Annotated in this window: 15 protein-coding genes; 13 read left to right on the top strand and 2 right to left on the bottom strand. The window is 68.6% G+C overall.

Going from position 1 to position 19429, the window contains the following annotated elements; genetic code table 11:
• Positions 1-93 precede the first annotated feature (93 nt).
• The gene (locus ITJ61_RS04970; RefSeq protein WP_194685663.1) at positions 94-2937 is read left to right on the top strand and encodes an FtsK/SpoIIIE domain-containing protein; all 2844 of its coding nucleotides are present in this window, start codon (positions 94-96) and stop codon (positions 2935-2937) included.
• Here ITJ61_RS04970 and ITJ61_RS04965 read toward each other — a convergent pair.
• Positions 2903-3916: an asparaginase gene (locus tag ITJ61_RS04965; RefSeq protein WP_104241484.1), complete on the bottom strand. Its 1014-nt coding sequence runs from the start codon at positions 3914-3916 to the stop codon at positions 2903-2905. The genes ITJ61_RS04970 and ITJ61_RS04965 overlap by 35 nt on opposite strands.
• A gap of 111 nt (positions 3917-4027) precedes the next feature.
• Between ITJ61_RS04965 and ITJ61_RS04960 the strand changes: the two genes are divergently transcribed.
• The 12 genes from ITJ61_RS04960 to rbfA all read left to right on the top strand — a co-directional run bounded on the left by ITJ61_RS04960 (position 4028) and on the right by rbfA (position 17393).
• Positions 4028-5365, top strand: coding sequence for a M50 family metallopeptidase (locus ITJ61_RS04960; RefSeq protein WP_104241483.1), 1338 nt, complete (start codon positions 4028-4030; stop codon positions 5363-5365).
• A 123-nt stretch (positions 5366-5488) separates the two neighbouring features.
• Positions 5489-6493 (top strand): AAA family ATPase, encoded by a 1005-nt coding sequence (locus tag ITJ61_RS04955; protein ID WP_374953233.1) that lies wholly within the window; start codon positions 5489-5491, stop codon positions 6491-6493.
• Between the two features lie 2 nt (positions 6494-6495).
• The gene (locus ITJ61_RS04950) at positions 6496-7392 is read left to right on the top strand and encodes a DUF58 domain-containing protein (protein ID WP_104306889.1); all 897 of its coding nucleotides are present in this window, start codon (positions 6496-6498) and stop codon (positions 7390-7392) included.
• The gene (locus ITJ61_RS04945) at positions 7379-7867 is read left to right on the top strand and encodes a hypothetical protein (RefSeq protein WP_104241481.1); all 489 of its coding nucleotides are present in this window, start codon (positions 7379-7381) and stop codon (positions 7865-7867) included. Before ITJ61_RS04950 ends, ITJ61_RS04945 begins: the two co-directional genes overlap by 14 nt.
• On the top strand, positions 7858-8853 hold the full coding sequence (locus tag ITJ61_RS04940) for a vWA domain-containing protein (protein WP_194685662.1): 996 nt from the start codon (positions 7858-7860) through the stop codon (positions 8851-8853). Before ITJ61_RS04945 ends, ITJ61_RS04940 begins: the two co-directional genes overlap by 10 nt.
• Positions 8850-9836: a VWA domain-containing protein gene (locus tag ITJ61_RS04935; RefSeq protein ID WP_104241479.1), complete on the top strand. Its 987-nt coding sequence runs from the start codon at positions 8850-8852 to the stop codon at positions 9834-9836. Before ITJ61_RS04940 ends, ITJ61_RS04935 begins: the two co-directional genes overlap by 4 nt.
• Positions 9833-10555 (top strand): tetratricopeptide repeat protein, encoded by a 723-nt coding sequence (locus ITJ61_RS04930; protein ID WP_146080509.1) that lies wholly within the window; start codon positions 9833-9835, stop codon positions 10553-10555. The genes ITJ61_RS04935 and ITJ61_RS04930 overlap by 4 nt, the downstream gene beginning before the upstream one ends.
• An 84-nt stretch (positions 10556-10639) precedes the next feature.
• On the top strand, positions 10640-12418 hold the full coding sequence (locus ITJ61_RS04925; protein ID WP_194685661.1) for a proline--tRNA ligase: 1779 nt from the start codon (positions 10640-10642) through the stop codon (positions 12416-12418).
• Positions 12419-12527: 109 nt separating this feature from the next.
• Positions 12528-13547 (top strand): transcription termination factor NusA, encoded by a 1020-nt coding sequence (nusA, locus tag ITJ61_RS04920; protein WP_104241476.1) that lies wholly within the window; start codon positions 12528-12530, stop codon positions 13545-13547.
• Positions 13453-13833, top strand: coding sequence for a YlxR family protein (locus ITJ61_RS04915; protein ID WP_308471422.1), 381 nt, complete (start codon positions 13453-13455; stop codon positions 13831-13833). Before nusA ends, ITJ61_RS04915 begins: the two co-directional genes overlap by 95 nt.
• A 96-nt stretch (positions 13834-13929) precedes the next feature.
• Positions 13930-16803 (top strand): translation initiation factor IF-2, encoded by a 2874-nt coding sequence (infB, locus tag ITJ61_RS04910; RefSeq protein ID WP_104306887.1) that lies wholly within the window; start codon positions 13930-13932, stop codon positions 16801-16803.
• Between the two features lie 155 nt (positions 16804-16958).
• Positions 16959-17393: a 30S ribosome-binding factor RbfA gene (gene rbfA / locus ITJ61_RS04905; protein WP_104241473.1), complete on the top strand. Its 435-nt coding sequence runs from the start codon at positions 16959-16961 to the stop codon at positions 17391-17393.
• Positions 17394-17435: 42 nt separating this feature from the next.
• Here rbfA and ITJ61_RS04900 read toward each other — a convergent pair whose 3' ends face one another.
• The gene (locus tag ITJ61_RS04900; protein ID WP_194685660.1) at positions 17436-19403 is read right to left on the bottom strand and encodes a 2-dehydropantoate 2-reductase; all 1968 of its coding nucleotides are present in this window, start codon (positions 19401-19403) and stop codon (positions 17436-17438) included.
• Between the last annotated feature and the right edge of the window lie 26 nt (positions 19404-19429).

The following is a 19429-nucleotide window of genomic DNA, read 5'->3' as shown; positions in this document are numbered from 1 at the left end:
TTTGCACCAGCCGACCGATCCGCCCCGGCAGACGGAGTCGTCCACCTGCCGACCATCGTCCCCGGTGAACGCACGGTTGTCTTTCCAGCGCTCATGGCTCTTGCACCGGTTGTCGTCGCGCTTGTCCTCTGGGCGCTGCTGTCCTCGCCCGTGATGCTGGCCTTCGCTTTTCTCGGGCCAGTGATGGCGGTGGCCAGCTATGCGGAGTCGAGACGTCAGTCGCGAGCAGAGCACGGGCGAGCTCAGGCGGTCTTCGAGAGCGAACTCGATGTCTGCGTGCGGGAGGCCCGGGTGCTCGCTCGGCACGACCTCCGAGAACTCCATCGTTCCGCGCCTGGGGCTCGGGCGCTCATCTCGGGTGGATCAGCTGCCCGGGAGTCCCAGCTGAACCTGGGCTTCGGGTGTGTGCGCGCCCGGTTCAAGATCCAGGGAGAGCTCCGCGAGCTGCCCGACGAGGCGCACGCGCGCCTCGAGCCGTTCCTCGTCCTCGAGGACGCTCCCGTCCTAGCCGACAGCGAGAGGGTCAGGCTCACCGGCAACCCGCACCTGATGCTCGCGGTCAGTCGCGCGCTGCTGCTCCAGCGTGCCGCCGGCCGCGTCGCCATCGGCGCCGGCGCGGTTGGGGAGGCATTGAACGGCGAGATCCGAGGGCTCCGAGGGGACTGGCGCCCTGTCCTCGCGGCGGATCACGGCCCCGGGATGCTCCTCGACTTCGGCACCGACTTCGACCCCCGCGCCAGTGCCTCTGGCCCCTCACCGCGTCCGCGCACACCGAGCCGCGAGGTCCGCATCCGGATACTGAGCCCGACGCGGGCGAGCGTGGAGCTCGCTGACGGTCAGTCTCTGACGGTGCGACCGGAGCTGGTCACCGTCGAGGAGCTGCGCGCCTTCGCCCAGCGAAGAGCGCCGTGCGAGTCCGGCCAGCTGATCGAGGGCCCCGACGGTGATGCCGCCGCCGCAGCCTCGACGCTTCGCCTCCGGAGGGTGCCCCATCACGCATCGCTGGCAGCGCAGATCGGTACCCGAAACGGTGTGGCGTTCCAGGTCGACCTCGTCGCGGCCGGACCCCACGCCGTTGTCGGCGGGACGACCGGGTCCGGCAAGAGCGAGCTGCTGGTCACCTGGGTCCTCGCGATGACGGCCACGAGGTCCACTCGTGACGTGCAGGTGCTCTGCTTCGACTTCAAGGGCGGTGCGACCTTCGACCCGATCGCCGCCCTCCCGCACTGTGTGGGCGTGGTCACGGACCTCGACGACCACGAGGCGCGGCGGGCGGCAACGAGTCTGAGCGCCGAGATCCGCTTCCGTGAGCGGGCTCTCCGTGCTGCCGGTGCGAAGCATGTGGGCGAGCTGCCGAGCCTTGCCAGGCTCGTCGTCGTCGTCGACGAGTACCAGGCGCTCGTCGACTCGGATGCCGAGCTCCAAGCGGTGTTCTCCGACATCTCCGCGCGCGGGAGGAGCCTCGGCGTCCACCTCATCCTCTGCGCGCAGCAGCCAGCGTCCGCGGTCAGGGGCGCGACGCTCGCGAACTGCAGCATCCGCATCAGCCTGCGCGTCATCGCCGAGGCCGACAGCACGGCCGTCATCGGCAGCGGGGCCGCCGCCGACCTCCCCGCATCGACGCCTGGAGTTGCGATCATCGTGGCGGGAGACGGGGCAGCACGGGTGCAGGTGCAGCGATCCTCACCGGACACGATCGCGGCCTGCATCCGAGCCTGCGCAGAGCGCGAGGCGCATCTCGGCGGGACGCTCCCGCGGCCTCCCTGGCTCCCGGCCCTGCCGGCGGAGATCGCCGCCAGCGCACTTGAAGAGCCCAGCACCCTCGATGCGTCCGGCACCCTCGATGCACCCAGCGGACGGGGTCTCGCTTTCGGTATCGCGGACGACATGGAGCTCCGACGTCAGCCGACCGCCGTCTTCTCTCCGGAGCTCGGGGCGATGCTGGTCATCGGCGGGCCGCGCACGGGCAAGACCGGATGCCTTGCGATGCTCGCCGAGACAGCACGGACCGAGCTCGGCGCCGGATCCCCGGCTGTCGTCGTGCTCAGCGTTGATCCCGAGACGGCTTGGGACCAGCTCCGGAGCCCCGAGCTCACGTCTCGCCACGGGCTGCTCCTCGCCGATGACGTCGACCTGTTCCTGTCGCAGGTCGACGAGCCGTATCGCTCCGCCTTCGCCGAGCGATTGACGCTGCTCCTTCGCCGCTCAGCCACCGGGTACCCCGCCGTCGTGTTCACCGCGAGCCGAGCAACGGGTCACGCTTCGGCGCTGGTGGCTGCCGCAGCTCAGACGCTGCGTCTGGTCGGCGGCGATCGCGCCGCCTACGTCATGGCAGGGGGAGAGCCCTCAGATCACCGCAGCCATGCCGGACCGGGGCGAGCGAACTGGCACGGTCTTCCCTGCCAGGTCGCGCGTTCGACTCGACCCCTCCGCGCACTTCGAGGGCACTCCGACCACGCAGGAGACCCTCGAGATGCCCTTGCCCTGTCCGACACGGAGAACCTGCTGGTTGCTGCGCGCCGTATCGAGCCCCTTCGCCGCATCCTCGAGGCACGGGGCTTCGCCTGCACGACTCTCGACGCCTGGCTGGGTGACCGCGCACCTGGCGCCGGACCGATGCAGGCGCCGAACGCGGATGCCGCGAACAGGCGGGCCGTGCTCGGGGTCGTCGACGAGTGGCAGGCGCAGTTCGGGCTGCTGTCGCGACTGGCCGCGGAGCATCCGGTCCTGCTCTCAGGTCTGAGCACGGGGGAGCATCGCACGCTGCTGCGGGGTGATCAGCTGCCGCCACCGGTCCTCGATGCCCGGCGGGGCGCCGTCCTCCGAGGTCGCAGCGGTGACATGACCCGCATTCGCTGGACTGACGAAGAGGCACGCCTGGACGGGCCCAGTGCCCCTCCGGCTAGAGACTCGTCGGGACCGCCGACCCCACCATGATCTCGCCGACGAGCACGCCCCCACCCAGGACCTCGAGGCCGAGGCGCGGCAGCAGCTGCTGCACACGGGTCACATCGGCCGCCCCAGCCGCCACGAGCAGCTGCAGGCCGACGAGCGTGCTGGCGCGGTTTGAGCCGTCGAGCATCTTCATGGCGACTGCCGTGCCGTCGGGGGCGGCCATGACGAGCACACCCTCGGCGCCGGACTTCGCCAGGACGCCCAACTCCGACACGACGATCGAGTTCGGCCGTTCGTGGCCCTCGATGAGCCAGCCGTTCGCGAGGACCGAACGCCAGACCGACGCGGCTGCCTTGAACAGCGGGAACGGAGAAGCTGCGCTCGACGTGGCGAGGCGGCTCGCGGCGGACGCCAACCCGACGAGGCTCACGGCGAAGACCGGCGCGCCGCAGCCATCGATCCCCACCGCGCTCGGGCGTTCCCGGGTCATCCGCTCGATCGTGTCCTTGATGGCGAGCTGCAGAGGATGCTCGGCGGCGAGGTAGCCCTCGACCGGCCAGCCCTGCGCCACGCATGCAGCCAGCATGGCGGCGTGCTTGCCGCTGCACTCCATGTACACGGCCGCCGATGCCTCGCCCGCTCGAACGAGGGCGTCCCTCGAGGCGCGGTCTCTCGGCCAGGAAGCCGGACAGGCGAGCGCGCGGTCGTCGAGGCCCGAGGCGTGGAGGATCTCGCGCACGTGCGCGACGTGAGCCGGGGAGCCCGAGTGGCTCCCGCATGCGATCGCCGTCTGCTCATCCGTCAGCTGCGCGCCGAGCGCCAGGGCAGTCTGCGCCTGGAACAGCTTGAGGGTCGATCGAGGGAACACAGGCTGGTGCCCGTCGCCGAGCTCGGCCCGGAGCGTCGCATCGGCATTCGTGACCACCGCGGCTCCGATGTGCCTGGATTCCACGAAGCCTGATCGAGTGACGATGGCGAGTTCGACGGCGGCTTCAGCCGGCAGGGTTGATGCTTGGCTCATGATCGGGCAAGCCTACGGGGTGCGTGGCCCGCATCGAGGGCAGCCCCCGGCCCGGCGACCAAGGCGGATCGACAGCAAGAGGACGGCTCAGCAGGTCTACGCTTGACCTCCGTGGAATCTGTCTTGCTCTTCATCGTCGGCGTGCTGGCCGCAGTCATCGGCCTCGCGGCGTCGATCGCGTTGCACGAAGTGGGCCATCTCGTGCCAGCCAAGCGCTTCGGCGTGCGGGTCACGCAGTACATGATCGGCTTCGGGCCGACGCTGTTCTCCCGTCGACGCGGCGAGACGGAGTATGGAGTCAAGGCGATCCCGCTCGGCGGCTACGTCGCGATGATCGGCATGTACCCGCCAGCGAGGGCCGGCGAGGCCGCACGCACGGGTGGCACCGGGTTCATGTCGAGCATGATCGACGACGCCAGGCTGGCTTCCGCCGAGGGAGTCGAACCCGGGGAGGAGGGGCGCACGTACGCGTCTCTGCCCGTCTGGAAGCGCATCGTCATCATGGTCGGCGGGCCCGCCATGAACTTCGTCATCGCGATCCTCGGGTTCATGATCGTGTGCTCGGGGTTCGGTCTCTACCAGCCGTCGACCACGGTCGGCTCGGTCTACGAGTGCGTCGTCGCCGCCGGTGCGGTGGCGCCGGCCGAGGGCGAGCCCTGCGAGACGCCCGCGCCAGCGTTCGAGGCCGGGCTCATGCCCGGGGACACGATCACGAGCGTCGACGGCGTGCCTGCCGACAGCTGGGACGTGCTGCAGGACGCGATCCGAGTGAGTCCGGGTGCGTCGATCTCGCTGGGCGTCGAGCGGGCCGGCGAGCAGCTGCAGCTCGAGCTCACTCCCCGAGTGAACACCGTCTACGAGCTGGACGAGCTGACGGGCGCGCGCGTCGAAGCCGCGGATGGCTCCTACGTGACCGAGGAGGTCGGGTTCGTCGGCATCACTCCAACGCAGGAGCGCACTCGTCAGTCGCCGCTCTACGCGTTCACGATGGCAGAGGCGAACGTGCGCGCCGTCGGGAACTTCCTCATCACCATGCCGGAGCGCATCGTCGAGATGTGGAACGCCGGATTCGGCGGCGCCGAACGAGACCCGAACGGGCCCATGAGCGTCGTCGGAGTCGGCCGCATCACGGGCGAGGTGGCCGCCGAGACGAGCATCCCGGTCGTGGACAGGGTCGCGACGATCGTGCAGCTGGTCGCATCCGTCAACATCGCGCTCGGCGTCATCAACCTGGTTCCGTTGCCGCCGCTCGACGGCGGCCACGTGCTCGCAGCGCTCATCGACGGGATCCGTCGTCGCCTCGCGAAGCTCTTCGGACGCCCAGACCCCGGCCCATTCGACACCGCCAAGCTCCTGCCTGTGACCTTGGTCATCGCGGGGTGCCTCATGGCGATGAGCGCGCTGTTCATCTACGTTGACATCGTCAATCCGATCCGGCTGTTCGAGTAGCCTCCGGAGAGCTGAACGCGGGGGCCGGGCGAGATCATTACGCTTTCCCTTGGAAAACACTGAAGTGCACGAGGCGAGATCACAAGAGTCGGCAGGCAGACCCCGCCGCAGGAAGAAGGATCCGTGACGATTGTCGGCGGTCAGCAGCTCAAGCTCAGCCAGCAGGAGCTCCAGGAGGCGGGCAGGTCCATCGGCGCCGTCTCGCGGGCCTTCGCCCACAAGGTCGTTGGGCAGACGCAGCTCCGCGAGACGCTGCTGGTCGGGCTCATGTCGGGCGGACACGTCCTGCTGGAATCCGTCCCCGGCCTCGCGAAGACGACGGCGGCGCAGACGCTCGCGCAGTCGGTGCGCGGTTCCTTCAGCCGCATCCAGTGCACCCCCGATCTGCTCCCGTCCGACATCGTCGGCACCCAGATCTACGACGCGGCGGAGCACCGCTTCTCGACGCAGCTCGGGCCCGTCCACGCGAACTTCGTGCTCCTCGACGAGATCAATCGCTCGAGCGCCAAGACCCAGTCGGCCATGCTCGAGGCCATGCAGGAGCGACAGACGACCATCGGCGGCACGCTCTACCCGCTGCCGGACCCGTTCCTCGTGATCGCGACGCAGAACCCGATCGAGCAGGAGGGAACCTACGTCCTGCCAGAGGCGCAGCTTGACCGGTTCATGCTCAAGGACGTGCTCGAGTACCCGAATCCGGCAGAGGAGTCCGAGATCCTGAGGCGCATCGACGAGGGTGTGTTCGATCACGGCGAGCCCGCCGCCGTCGATCTGCAGGACGTCACTCGTCTGCAGGACCTCACCTCCCGCGTCTACGTGGACAAGGCGATCACCGAGTACATCGTCGGCCTCGTCTACGTCACGCGCCACGCGGGCGAGTACATCGCACCGGAGCTCGCACGCCTCGTCGAGGTCGGCGCCTCGCCACGGGCTTCGATCAACTTCGCCAAGGGCGCGCGAGCCGTCGCGCTGCTGCAGGGGCGCGACCATGTGGTCCCAGAAGACGTGCGCAGGCTCGCGCACCGCATCCTCCGCCACCGCATCATCCTGGGCTTCGAGGCGGATGCCACGGGTGTGCGCGTCGAGCAGATCATCGACGCCGTGCTCGGGGCTGTCCGCACTCCGTGACCATGGCAAGCGAGCGACCCCTCCTCTCGAAGGTCAAGTCGAAGATGTTCCTGCACGCGCGACGGCGCGTGCTGCACATGCTCGATGGTCAGTACTCGTCGCACCTGCGTGGGCGGAGCATGGACTTCGATGACCTTCGGGAGTACGTCCCGGGTGACGAGATCAAGGACATCGACTGGAAGGCGAGCGCGAGGACCGGTCAGCCGCTCGTGAAGCGCTACGTCGCCGAGCGGCGGCACCGGGTGCTCTTCGCGGTCGATGGCGGGCGCAACATGGCCGCGCTCTCTGCGAGCGGCGAGCCGAAGCGCGAGGTGCTCGTCTCCGCCCTCGGCATCCTCGGCTACCTCGCCATCCGGCACGGCGACGAGGTGGGGCTCGTCACGGGCAGCTCTGACGGCATCAGGCAGCTGCCGTTCCGCAGCACGTCGTCGGCCCTCGAGCGGATGCTGCACGCGGTCTACGACGGCGTGGGCCTCGGGGCGGCCACGAGCGATATGAACGCCATCCTCGAGCGGGTCCGCCTCACGGTTCGTCATCGGGCGCTCCTCGTCGTCATCGCCGACGAGTTCGACTGGGACGACGAGCGAGCGGCCCTCGTCCGTCGCCTTGCTGCGCAGCACGAGATCGTCTGGCTGCAGATCACGGATGCCGAGCCGCACCTCCGAGGGAGGCGCGGAGAGCTGGCCTTCGACGTCGAGGGCAACTGGGCCATGCCGAGCCTCTTCGGCGGCGACCGGCTGCTCGAGCGAGAATTCGAGTACGCGGAGCAGAAGCGCACCATCGAGATGGAGCAGACGTTCGAGGCGAACGCGGTCTCCTACGCCGAGGTCGCGAGCGAGCAGCAGGTCGCTCCGGTTCTCCTGGCTCTCCTGAAAGCGAGGGCGAATGTTCGCCGCTGATGTGCAACCGCCAGAGGGGACCGTCATCCCCGTCATCGACTACGCCCAGTTCTGGCTGGTGCTCGGGTTCCTGATCCTCGCGGCCATCGTCGCCTACTACTTCCTCGTCGTGTACCTGACGCGTCCTCGGCCGCCCAAGGCCGCGCCAGTGCTCCCGCCGGCCAGGCCTCCCGTGCGCGCGCTGCAGCAGGAGTACCTGGAGCGTGTGGACGAGGTGGCTTCGAGGGCGGCAGCGGGGGAACTCACGCCCCGCCGAGCCCACGCCGAGCTGAGCGTGCTGGTCCGCGGCTTCGTCGCAGCTGTCTCGACCGTGCCGGCAGACAAGATGACGCTCACCGACCTCAGGCGCACGGAGCTGCGCGGTGTCTCCCACACCGTCGGCCAGTATTACCCGATGGTCTTCGGGGCGCACGATCCGAGCGGTGCTGAGGCCGGCGTGGCGGCGGCACGGGAGGTGATCGCGACATGGCGGTAGCGATGTGGTGGCTGAGTCTCTCCCTGATCGCCGCCGCGGCGATCGTCGCGGGTCTCGCCTGGTGGAGGATGCGGAGGAAAGGGCAGGCCAACGCGATCCCGGTCGCGAACTCCCGGCGTCTCACGAGGCTCCCCGCCTATCGTCGCGCGGTGGCTCGGTACTCGAGCCTCATGACCGCGGTCGGTGTCGTGCTCGCGATCCTCCTGGCGGTCACGAGCGTCGCAGCGGGCCGCTGGGTCTACCAGCGCGTCGAGTCCCCGGAGAAGTTCAACAGGGACATCGTGCTCTGCCTCGACATCTCGGGCTCGATGGTGGAGTACGACGTCGAGGTCCTCGACCGGTACCTCGAGATGCTCCCCGGCTTCGACGGGGAGCGGATGTCGCTCATGCTGTGGGATGCAACCGCGGTCCAGCTCTTCCCCCTGACCGATGACTATGCCTTCGTCGAGACGCAGCTGCAGCAGGTCCGCGATGAGATGGAGTCCGCCTCGGGCGGGTCCAACGCCGAGTACTCGTTCGCCCAGGGCACGCAGAGTGCGGCCGGCGCGTCGCTCGTGGGAGACGGACTCGCGTCCTGTGCCATGACCTTCGGCGAGTTCGATCCGGCGGCCGATGACGGCAGGTCGCGGTCGATCATCTTCGCGACGGACAACGCCGTCAACGGGGATCCGCTCGTCTCGTTCCCAGAGGCGGCGGAGTACACCGAGGCGCGTGGCATCACGATCTACGCGCTCGATGCGAACCAGTTCGAGGACGCGTTCGCGGACCAGTTCCGGACGACGGTCCTGCAGGCGGACGGGAGCTATTTCAAGCTCACCGATCCTGCGAGCGTGTCCGGCATCGTCGACAAGATCACGAGCGAGCAGACCTCGCTCATGGTCGGTCAGCCCCAGCTGCTCATCACTGACCGGCCGAATGTGTGGCTCATGCTCATGCTGGTGTTCGCGTCCATCTACGTCGTGCTCGCCTGGAGGCTCCGACTATGACCTGGAATCCGATCCTCCCCGCGTTTGTCCTGGTCCTGCTCGGCATGGCGCTGCTCGGCTTCTGCGTCTTCGCGCTCGTCCGGGCGGCAGACCGACGTCGGCGAATCAACTGGGCGCTCCGGCTCGCTGCGTGCGCGCTCGTCGTGCTCGCGGCGTTCCGTCCGGGCATCGGGAGCGCCTCGGCGCCGAACCTCGAGAGCGACGTGGACGTGCTGTTCGTCGTCGACACGACGGCGAGCATGGTCGCTGAGGACTGGGACGGCGCGCCGAGGCTCGACGGGGCGAAGGCGGACATCTCGGCACTCGCAGCGGCTCACGAGGGCGCGCGCTTCGGGGTGGTCACCTTCGATGCTGCCGCCGTGCAGCGACTGCCGTTCACCGCGGATACGACGGCCCTCGACTCGCTTGTGCAGACGCTTCGTCCTGAGGTGACGCAGTACTCGCGTGGCAGCTCCATCTCGATCGCGGAGCCGCTGGTCGAGGACGTCCTCAAGGCCGCGGCTGAGGCTGAACCCGAGCGGGCACGCATCGTCTACTACCTGGGCGACGGCGAGCAGACCGCCGACACCGAGCCGGAGTCCTTCCGAGGGCTTGCCGGGTATCTCGCCGGGGGCGCGGTCCTCGGCTACGGGACGGAGGCGGGTGGTCCGATGAAGGAGACCGCAGGCACGCTGGACACCGGCGAGCCGAGCTACATCGTGGATGCGCAGGGCCAGCAGGCGCTCTCGGTCATCGACCCGGCAGCTCTGCAGACCATCGCCGACGATCTCGTGGTGCCGCTCGAGATCCGCGAACCGGGTACCGAGGTCGTGGCCGCCGATATCGACAGCAGCCGGGTGACGCAGACGGGCGGGAGCGCGGAGACGGCGTTCGAGGTCTACTGGATGCTCGCGGCAGCGGCGTTCCTCCTGCTGCTTCGGGACGTCTGGGAGTCCATTCGCCACTTCATCGAACTGAGCAGGGCAAGGGGAGGTTCCGCATGAGTCGACGCACCAGGACACCGCGATCTGCGGTTCCGGACGCGGCCAGAGCCGTGAAGCGCCGTCGACGCTTCATCGTGTTCAGCATCCCGTTCGCGCTCCTCGCGGCCGCGTTCGCGACGAAGCTCATCAGCATGTCGGTGATCGCTGATCGGACGGTATCCCTCTACTCGGAGGGCGACTACGAGGGCAGCATGAACTCGGCGCAGCAGCAGAAGTTCGTCAACATCCTCGAGGGCTGGAAGGCCCCATACAACACGGGCACCTCGATGCTGCAACTGGGGCTGCTCGATGAGGCTCGGAGCGAGCTCGAGACAGCGCTCCCGATGGCCGAGCCGCCTCAGCAGTGCCCGATCCGCGCCAACCTCGCGATCACGATCGAACGCCTGGGCGACGCGCGGCTTGCCGCAGACGACAAGGCCGGCGCCGTCGCCCTCTGGCAGGAGGCGCTTGCCGTCGTCGATGCGCGTGACCCGAGCTGCGCCTCCACCGAGTTCGAGCCTCCGACGACCGAGTCGACCGAGCGCATCCAGCAGAAGCTGCAGGAGCAGTCCGAGGCGCAGGAGCCGAACGAGGGGGAGGAGCCCCCGGAGTCGACGCAGTCGCCCGAGATGACCGAGCTCGAGGAGAAGCTGGAGCAGAACCAGCAGGATCGGCAGGATGAGCTCGACCAGGAGCGTGGCGAGACCGAAGGCGACTCGTCGTACGACAAGCCGTGGTGAGGCATGGCCGCGCCGCTTTCGGCGTGGCCATGGCCCCGATCCACGAGACAGCGCACTGCCTCGTGCACGACTAGCATTGGCCGGGTGACTACTCGCCTCTCCAAGCTCTTTGTCCGCACCCTCCGCGAAGACCCCGTCGACGCCGAGGTCGCAAGCCACAGGCTCCTCGTCCGCGCCGGCTACATCCGTCGTCAGGCGCCTGGCGTCTTCGCGTGGCTGCCGCTCGGCCTGAAGGTGAAGCGGCGCATCGAGCAGATCGTCCGCGAGGAGATGGAAGCCGCCGGCGCCCAGGAGGTCCACTTCCCGGGGATCCTGCCCGCGGACTTCTACGAGGCCACCGGGCGCCTCGACGACTTCGGCGACGGCATCTTCCGTCTCGAGGACCGGAAGGGCGCACCGCTCGTGCTGGCGCCCACCCACGAGGAGGCCTTCACCCTCGCGGTCAAGGATCTCTACTCGTCCTACAAGGATCTGCCCCTCGCGATCTACCAGATCCAGGACAAGTACCGCGACGAGGCACGGCCCCGCGCCGGCCTGCTGCGCGGCCGCGAGTTCACGATGAAGGACGCCTACTCGTTCGACATCGATGATGCCGGGCTGGACGTGAGCTACCAGGCGCAGCGGGATGCCTACGAGCGCATCTTCGACCGCCTCGGCCTCGAGTACGTCATCGTCGCGGCCAACGCTGGCGCCATGGGCGGCTCGCGCAGCGAGGAGTTCCTGCACCCGACACCCGTCGGGGAGGACACCTTCGTGCGCTCGCCTGGCGGGTATGCGGCCAACGTCGAGGCCTACACGGCGCCGACCCCTGCGCCGATCGATGCGGGCTCCGCCGGCCCTGCCACGGTCTTCGACTCGCCGGATACGCCGACCATCGCGACGCTCGTCGCGCATGCGAACGAGACCGTGCCGAAGGTCGACGGCCGCGACTGGACCGCCGCGGACACGCTCAAGAACGTCGTCATCGCGCGCCTGAACACGGATGGCACCCGAGACGTCGTCGTCGTCGGCATCCCCGGTGATCGAGAGCTCGACCTCAAGCGCCTCGAGACCGCACTGCAGCCGGCCGAGGTAGAAGCCGCGACAGCCGAGGACTTCGCGAAGCACCCCGGTCTCGTTCGCGGCTACATCGGCCCGTGGGCTGCCCAGGGGCCGGTGCTCGGCGAGGAGTCGAGCACGGGCCTCGCCTACTTCCTCGACGAGACGGTCGCCGAGGGATCGACCTGGATCACCGGCGCGAACATCGCGGGCAAGCACGTGCACTCGCTGGTCGTCGGGCGCGACTTCACGGCAGACGCGCGGGTCGGCGCAGCCGAGGTGCGCGATGGCGACCAGGCTCCCGACGGCAGCGGCCCCATCACGACGGCACGCGGCACCGAGATCGGGCACGTCTTCCAGCTCGGCCGCAAGTACGCGGAGGCGCTCGGGCTCAAGGTGCTCAACGAGCAAGGCAAGCTCACGACCGTGACGATGGGCTCATATGGCATCGGAGTGACCCGCAACCTCGCGCTCATCGCAGAGGCGAACCACGACGACCGTGGCCTGATCTGGCCGGAGCAGGTGGCTCCGTTCGATGTGCAGATCGTCGCGACGGGACGCAACGAGGAGCCCTTCGCCGTGGCGGAGGAGCTCTCGGCCGCGTTCGATGCCGCTGGTCTCGACGTGCTCTACGACGATCGCAAGAAGGTCTCGCCCGGCGTGAAGTTCGGTGACGCCGAGCTGCTCGGCGTGCCGTGGATCGTCATCGCGGGCAAGGGCGCAGTCGACGGGCAGGTCGAGCTCTGGAACCGCCGGACGAACGAGCGCGACGCGGTCTCCAAGGACGACGTGCTCGAACTGCTGCTGTCCAAGCGCGGCAACTGAGCTCACTGCGGGATGGGGCCTCCGCTCGCCCCATCCCGCGTGCCCGACGGGGAGCTCCGTGCGCCAGCATGCGGTAAACTCGTTCTTTCATCTGAATAGAGGGAGCGCCATGAAGATCGACCTTGCTGTCCTGAGGATTCTCGAGCGAGAGCGTGAGATTCCATTCGAGGAGCTTGCCAGCATTCTCGAGCAGGCGATCCTGACCGCGTACGAGAAGCACGTGTCGCAGGAACTCGGCCAGGACGTGCCGCCGGCCTCGACCCGCGTGCACCTCGACCGCAAGAGCGGTGAGGTCAACGTCTTCGTGCCGGAGATGGACGACGACGGCGAGATCATCGGAGAAGCGCAGCTTCCGGCCGACGATTTCGGTCGAGTGGCCGCGTTCGCTGCCAAGCAGGTCATCAACCAGCGCATCCGCGACATCGGCGACGACAAGGTCCTCGGCGAGTTCCGGGGGCGTGAGGGCGACATCGTCGCTGGCGTGATCCAGCAGGGTCCGAACCCCCGCATGATCCACGTCGACCTGGGAACGGTCGAGGCCATCCTGCCGCCTGAGGAGCAGGTGCCCGGTGAGGACTACTCCCACGGGCGTCGCCTCCGCGTCTTCGTGACCAAGGTCGAGCGCGGCAGCAAGGGGCCGCAGATCACGGTCTCTCGCACCCACCCGTCACTCGTGCGCAAGCTGTTCGCGCTCGAGGTGCCCGAGATCGCGAGCGGCGTCGTCGAGATCGTCTCGCTGGCGCGCGAGGCCGGACACCGCACGAAGATCGCCGTGCGCGCCACCCAGGAGGGGATCAACCCCAAGGGGGCCTGCATCGGCGAGCTCGGTGCCCGCGTCCGTGCCGTGACCAACGAGCTCGGCGAGGAGAAGATCGACATCGTCGACTACTCCGAGGACCTGCCCACGTTCGTGGCGAGTGCCCTCAGCCCGGCCAAGGTGTCGAGCGCGTTCGTGATCGACCGCGCCACGAAGGCAGTTCGTGCCCTCGTTCCCGACTTCCAGCTGTCGCTCGCGATCGGCAAGGAGGGGCAGAATGCGCGCCTCGCTGCCAAGCTCACGGGGGCGAGAATCGATATCCAGCCCGACTCGATCCTCGAAGACGGAGACGAAGCGCGCGCAGAGGGGTAGTATGTCGTCTGTACGAACGTGCGTTGGATGCCGTTCGCGCTCAGAACGAAGTCAGCTCCTCAGGGTTGTGCTTCGTCAGGGAAGTCTCGAAGTCGATATCTCGGCGAGTCTCCCCGGGCGCGGAGCCTGGATCCATCCGACCGCGGAGTGCACCAAGCTGGCGATTGAGCGGCGCGCATTCCTGCGGGCCTTCAAGACAGGCAAGGTGGACACCGAGGCGCTCAGCAGGCACGCGAGCACATTGGAGCAGGGCGAACGCACTGCTCCGACCACGAGAAAAGGCTGATCGGACCATGGACAACTCATGAGTGACTCACGATGAGGCACATCCGACTTTTTTAATGGTCCGCTCCTATCTGGGCGGGCCCCAGACAGGAGAAAAGTGGCAAAACCACGCGTACACGAAATCGCCAGCGAGATGGGCGTCGATTCCAAGACCGCCCTCAAGACTCTTCAGGACATGGGCGAGTTCGTTAAGAGCGCTTCGTCGAGCGTCGAGCCCCCCGTGGCCCGTCGCCTTCGCGAGGCACTGAAGTCCAACGCCGCCGGCGGCGCGCAGCCTCAGGCTGCTGCTCCCTCGGCTTCGAAGCCGGGCGCTCCGCGTCCCGGCGGAGCGACCCCGTCAAGCGTTCGTCCGGGCAGCAAGCCAGGACCGTCCGCTCCCTCGGCACCGGCAGCCCCCGCCGAGCCGGCCAAGAAGGCCGCTCCCGCAGGCTCGTCGGCACCGACCCCCGGGCCCAAGCGCAAGCCTGAGCCAGCTCCCGCACCGGCACCGGCGGCTCCCGCCGCGCCGGCCGCTGCTCCTGCTCCTGCGGCTCCGGCCGCACCCGCGGCTGACGCTGGTGAGGCGAAGCCGAGCGCGCAGCGTCCCGCTGCCCCCGGCGATGCGAAGCCGGCGCAGGCAGATGGTGGCGCAAGCCCCTCGATCCCGCGTCCCCGTGGTCCCCGTCCCGGACCGCGTCCGGGCAACAACCCCTTCGCGTCGAGCCAGGGCATGGGTCGATCGCGTCCGGGCAACAACCCGTTCGCTTCCAACCAGGGCATGCGCCCAGGTGGCGGAGCAGGCGGCGGACCCCGTCCCGGTGGCGCAGGCGGACCGCGTCCGGCGAGCCCAGGCGGACCCCGCCCGGCAGCTCCGCGCCCAGGCCAGCCCCGCGTGCTCCCCGGAGCTCGTCCAGCAGGTGCAGGTCGGCCAGGCGGCCGTCCGGGTGCCGGCGGCGCCGGCGGTGGACGTCCAGGCGGCGCCCCCGGTGCAGGTGGCGGCTTCGCCCCACGCCCAGGTGGCGGTGGCGGTCGCCCAGGTGGCGGCCGCGGTCGCGGCTCGACCGCTGGTGCGTTCGGTCGCGGTGGCGGAAAGTCGAAGGCACGCAAGTCCAAGCGGACGAAGCGCGCAGAATTCGAGATGCGGGAAGCCCCGAGCGTCGGCGGCGTCAAGGTCCGTCGCGGAGACGGCAGCACGCCGATCCGTCTGCGTCGTGGCGCCTCCATCTCGGACTTCGCTGAGAAGATCGACGCCAGCCCCGGCGACCTCGTGACCGTGCTGTTCCACCTCGGTGAGATGGCCACGGCGACGGAGTCGCTCGACGAGGCGACGTTCGAGGTCCTCGGTGAGGAACTCGGCTACCGCATCCAGATCGTCAGCCCGGAAGACGAAGACCGTGAGCTCCTCGAGGGCTTCTCGATCGACCTCGACCAGGAAGCCGAGGACGAAGGCGACGACGTCCTCGAGATCCGGCCGCCGGTTGTCACCGTCATGGGTCACGTCGACCACGGAAAGACGCGCCTCCTCGACGCGATCCGCAACGCGAACGTCGTCGACGGAGAAGCGGGCGGCATCACGCAGCACATCGGTGCCTACCAGGTCTGGCACGAGCATGAGGGCATCGAACGCGCCATCACGTTCATCGACACGCCAGGTCACGAGGCCTTCACGGCCATGCGTGCCCGTGGTGCCCAGGTCACCGACATCGCGATCCTCGTGGTCGCGGCGGACGACGGCATCATGCCGCAGACGGTCGAGGCGCTCAACCACGCCCAGGCCGCGAACGTGCCGATCGTCGTCGCAGTGAACAAGGTCGACAAGGAAGACGCGAACCCGTCGAAGGTCCGCGCACAGCTGACCGAGTACGGACTCGTCGCCGAGGAGTTCGGTGGCGACACGATGTTCGTCGACGTCTCGGCCCGCAACAACGTCAACATCGACAGCCTCATCGAGGCAGTCCTGCTGACGGCAGATGCTGGTCTCGACCTGCGCGCAAACCCCAACAAGGAAGCGCGCGGTATCGCGATCGAGGCGAAGCTCGACAAGGGACGCGGTGCGGTTGCGACCGTGCTCATCCAGTCGGGAACGCTCCGAGTCGGAGACCCGATCGTGGCCGGTACGGCCTACGGTCGCGTCCGGGCGATGCTCGACGAGAACGGTCAGGTCGTCACCGAAGCTGAGCCGTCGCGCCCAGTCCAGGTGCAGGGCCTCTCGAGCGTTCCTCGCGCAGGCGACACCTTCATCGTCACGGAAGAGGACCGCACCGCGCGTCAGATCGCCGAGAAGCGTGAAGCCGTGGAGCGCAACGCCAGCCTGGCGAAGTCCCGCAAGCGCATCAGCCTCGAGGACTTCACCCGTGCACTCGAAGAGGGCAAGGTCGAGTCGCTCAACCTCATCATCAAGGGTGACGTCTCCGGTGCCGTCGAGGCACTCGAGGAGTCGCTGCTCAAGATCGATGTGGACGACTCGGTGCAGCTGCGCATCATCCACCGCGGTGTCGGCGCCATCACGGAGTCCGACGTCAACCTCGCCACGGTCGACAACGCCATTATCATCGGCTTCAACGTGCGCCCCGACACGAAGGCGCGCGAGCGCGCCGCTCGTGAAGGTGTGGATGTCCGCTTCTACTCGGTCATCTACGGGGCACTCGAGGACATCGAGAACTCGCTCAAGGGCATGCTCAAGCCCGAGTTCGAAGAGGTCCAGTCGGGTGTCGCGGAGATCCGCGAGGTGTTCCGCTCCTCCAAGTTCGGAAACATCGCCGGATGTATCGTGCGCAGCGGAACCATCACCAGGAACGCGACGGCTCGCGTCATCCGCGACGGCATCGTCATCGCGGACAACCTGGCGATCGACTCGCTCCGTCGATTCAAGGATGACGTCACCGAGGTCCGCACGGACTTCGAGTGCGGTATCGGCCTCGGCAAGTACAACGACATCCAGATCGGTGACGAGATCGAGACGACCGAGCTCGTCGAGAAGCCTCGCGTCTAGCTGTTTGACCGAGTCGCTGCGCTGAGCTGGTCTCAGCGTGGACTCGCGGGCGGGGTCCTGGCCAACTGGCCGGGGCCCCGTCTTCAGCTGCTGAGCAGTATCGACACCGCAGACGCATTTGACGCTCTGCACCAGCACACGAGAAAGTAGCCATCATGGTCGATCATTCACGGGCACTGCGACTCGCAGACCGCATCAAGGTCATCGTCGCGAAGACGCTCGAGCGCGGCGTGAAGGACCCGAGACTCGGGTTCGTCACGATCACCGACGTCCGCGTCACTGGGGACCTCCAGCACGCAACAATCTTCTACACCGTCTACGGCGACCTGAAGGAACGCCGCGACACCGCGGCGGCGCTCCGGAGCGCGACGGGCATGCTGCGCACGGAGGTGGGCAAGAACATCACCTCTCGCCTGACGCCGAGCCTGGAGTTTGTTCCAGACGCGATCCCCGAGAACGCCGACGCCATCGCCGCGTTGCTCCGCGAGGCACACGAGCGTGATGTGGCGTCGGCGCAGCAGGCGAAGACAGCGAGCTACGCCGGCGACGCCGACCCCTACGAGAAGAAGGACGAGCCAGAGGAGTCCTGAGCCTCGGCTCCGCAGCTTGGGCGCTCGCCGGCGACTGGACGATCAGTCGCCGGCGAGCGCTATCTGCGCCTCAGCTCTGCGCACGATCAGACCGTCGTTCTGCAGTGAGGAGATGGCGCGTTCGAAGCGGGCTTCATCGAGCCCTCCCGGGGCGAGGTGGCTGCGGAGGAACTCGATCTCCACGCCGCCGGGGATGGCCCTGAGTTCTCTGAGGACGAGGCCGCGCATCTCGCGGTCCGAGCCAGCGAACTTCGCCTGCCGCTTCTTGACTGCGCTGGAGCGTGGCCGCCCGGCCGCGAACCAAGCGCAGGTGGCGACGATCGGGCACACCTCGCAGTTGGGGCGCTTGGCCGTGCAGACGAGGGCGCCGAGTTCCATCGATGCGGCGTTCCAGAGGTTCGCGGCCTGCGTCTCGCTCGGGGAGACTGCCAACATCTCCGCCGCGTCTCGGACGGCCGACGGACCCCACGGGGTCTCTTCGCCGAGGAAGGCGCGGGACAGCACTCGTCGGACGTTCGTGTCGACGACCGGTTCTGGAACGCCGTGGGCGAAGGACATGACGGCGGAAGCCGTGTACGGGCCAACCCCCGGCAGGGCGAGGAGCGCGTCCCGTGTGCTCGGCACCACGCCGGCGTGCTCGGCCGTGATGGCACGTGCGCAGGCGAGCAGCCAGAGCGCGCGCCGAGGGTAGCCGAGACGGTCCCAGAACCGCAGCACCTCAGCCTCGGATGCTTCCGCCATCGCGCCCGGCGTCGGCCACCGCTCCATGAAGTCGAGCCATTTGGGTTCGACGCGCGCGGCCTGCGTCTGCTGCAGCATGGTCTCGCTCACGAGCACTCCCCATGGGGTGGTCGTCGGCGCCCGCCACGCGAGGGCGCGCTGCTCTCGGGCGAACCAGTCGTTGACCGTCGACGTCAGGACAGTCCTCCGCAGCTCGGCGGGGGAGAGGCTCGGTTGGCCCTGCTCTCTCCCGTGGACCAGCGAGGTGAGCGCTGCGTTCACCGGGGTGGGGACGCCCTGCGCGACCCCGTGGGAGACGACGGCACCGTTGAGCGCGTCGATCTCCGTGGCCTCGCCGCGTCGGATGCTCTGCAGCGTCGACGCGTAGTTGGGGGTCGCGCCGAACGCAGCGGTGAGCTCCACGGCCAGCCGGGTGTTGCGCGCGATGGTGGCCTCGGCATCCTTCGGCACTGAAGCAGCGAGCGTCGCCAGCGTCTCGTCGAGCGGCCCGAGGGCCTCGAGGTGCGCACCCTCGGCTGCGGCCACGGCGAGCAGCTCGCCGATGCTCGCGGCGAGGACCGCCGACAGATCGCCGTCCAGGCCGGTCTCCTGCACGCTGGCGCCGGTCACGGCCGGGACCGCGTTGACCTGGTTGATGAGCAGCTTGCTCCACTGCGCCGAGCGCAGGTCTCCGGTGACGACGCAGTGGACCGCGGTCTCGAGTGATCGCGCGGTCGCTGCCAGCTCTCGCGTGTCTTCGGGGGGTGCCGCTCCGAGCATGAGCATTCCGGTCGCGGTGGCTTCGATCTCATCGGGTGCCGGCCTGTTGACGGCGAAGGTGGCGAGGCCCCCGACGACGATTCCCGACCGCTGTTCGTCGGGCACGACGGAGAGCATCTGCTCGAGGGTCGACACTCCGTCGAGGCCGTTCTGCACGATCACGGTGGTGGTCGCCGCAACCATCGACAGGTGGGGCTGGACGGCGTGCTTGGTGTCCTGCGCCTTGACCGCGACGAGCACCAGGTCGAATGCCCCGCGGAGAACGGAGACCTGTTCGAAGGTCGCGCTGAGCTTCCCGAAGGCGCCCCGGAGCACGAGACGGCGTGCATGCGCCTGCTCGGCAGACTCGGGCTCGACCGGAGACCGCCGCGAGGTGAGGACGACCTCGTGGCCCGCCCTGTCCAGGAGGAGGGCCAGAGTGCCGCCCACAGCACCGACACCGATGACCGCCACTCGCATCCCGTTCTCTCCTTCGCCCGTCCCGAACCAGTCGCTTCCTGCGGTCGTCACCGCGCTCGACGACCGGGAACGAGCCT

Origin of the sequence: Pseudoclavibacter sp. VKM Ac-2888 (assembly GCF_015351285.1) — a bacterium.
Classification (GTDB): Bacteria; Actinomycetota; Actinomycetes; order Actinomycetales; family Microbacteriaceae; genus Pseudoclavibacter.
The sequence above is the reverse complement of the archived record's forward strand: the minus strand, read 5'-3'. Positions and strand labels throughout refer to the sequence as shown.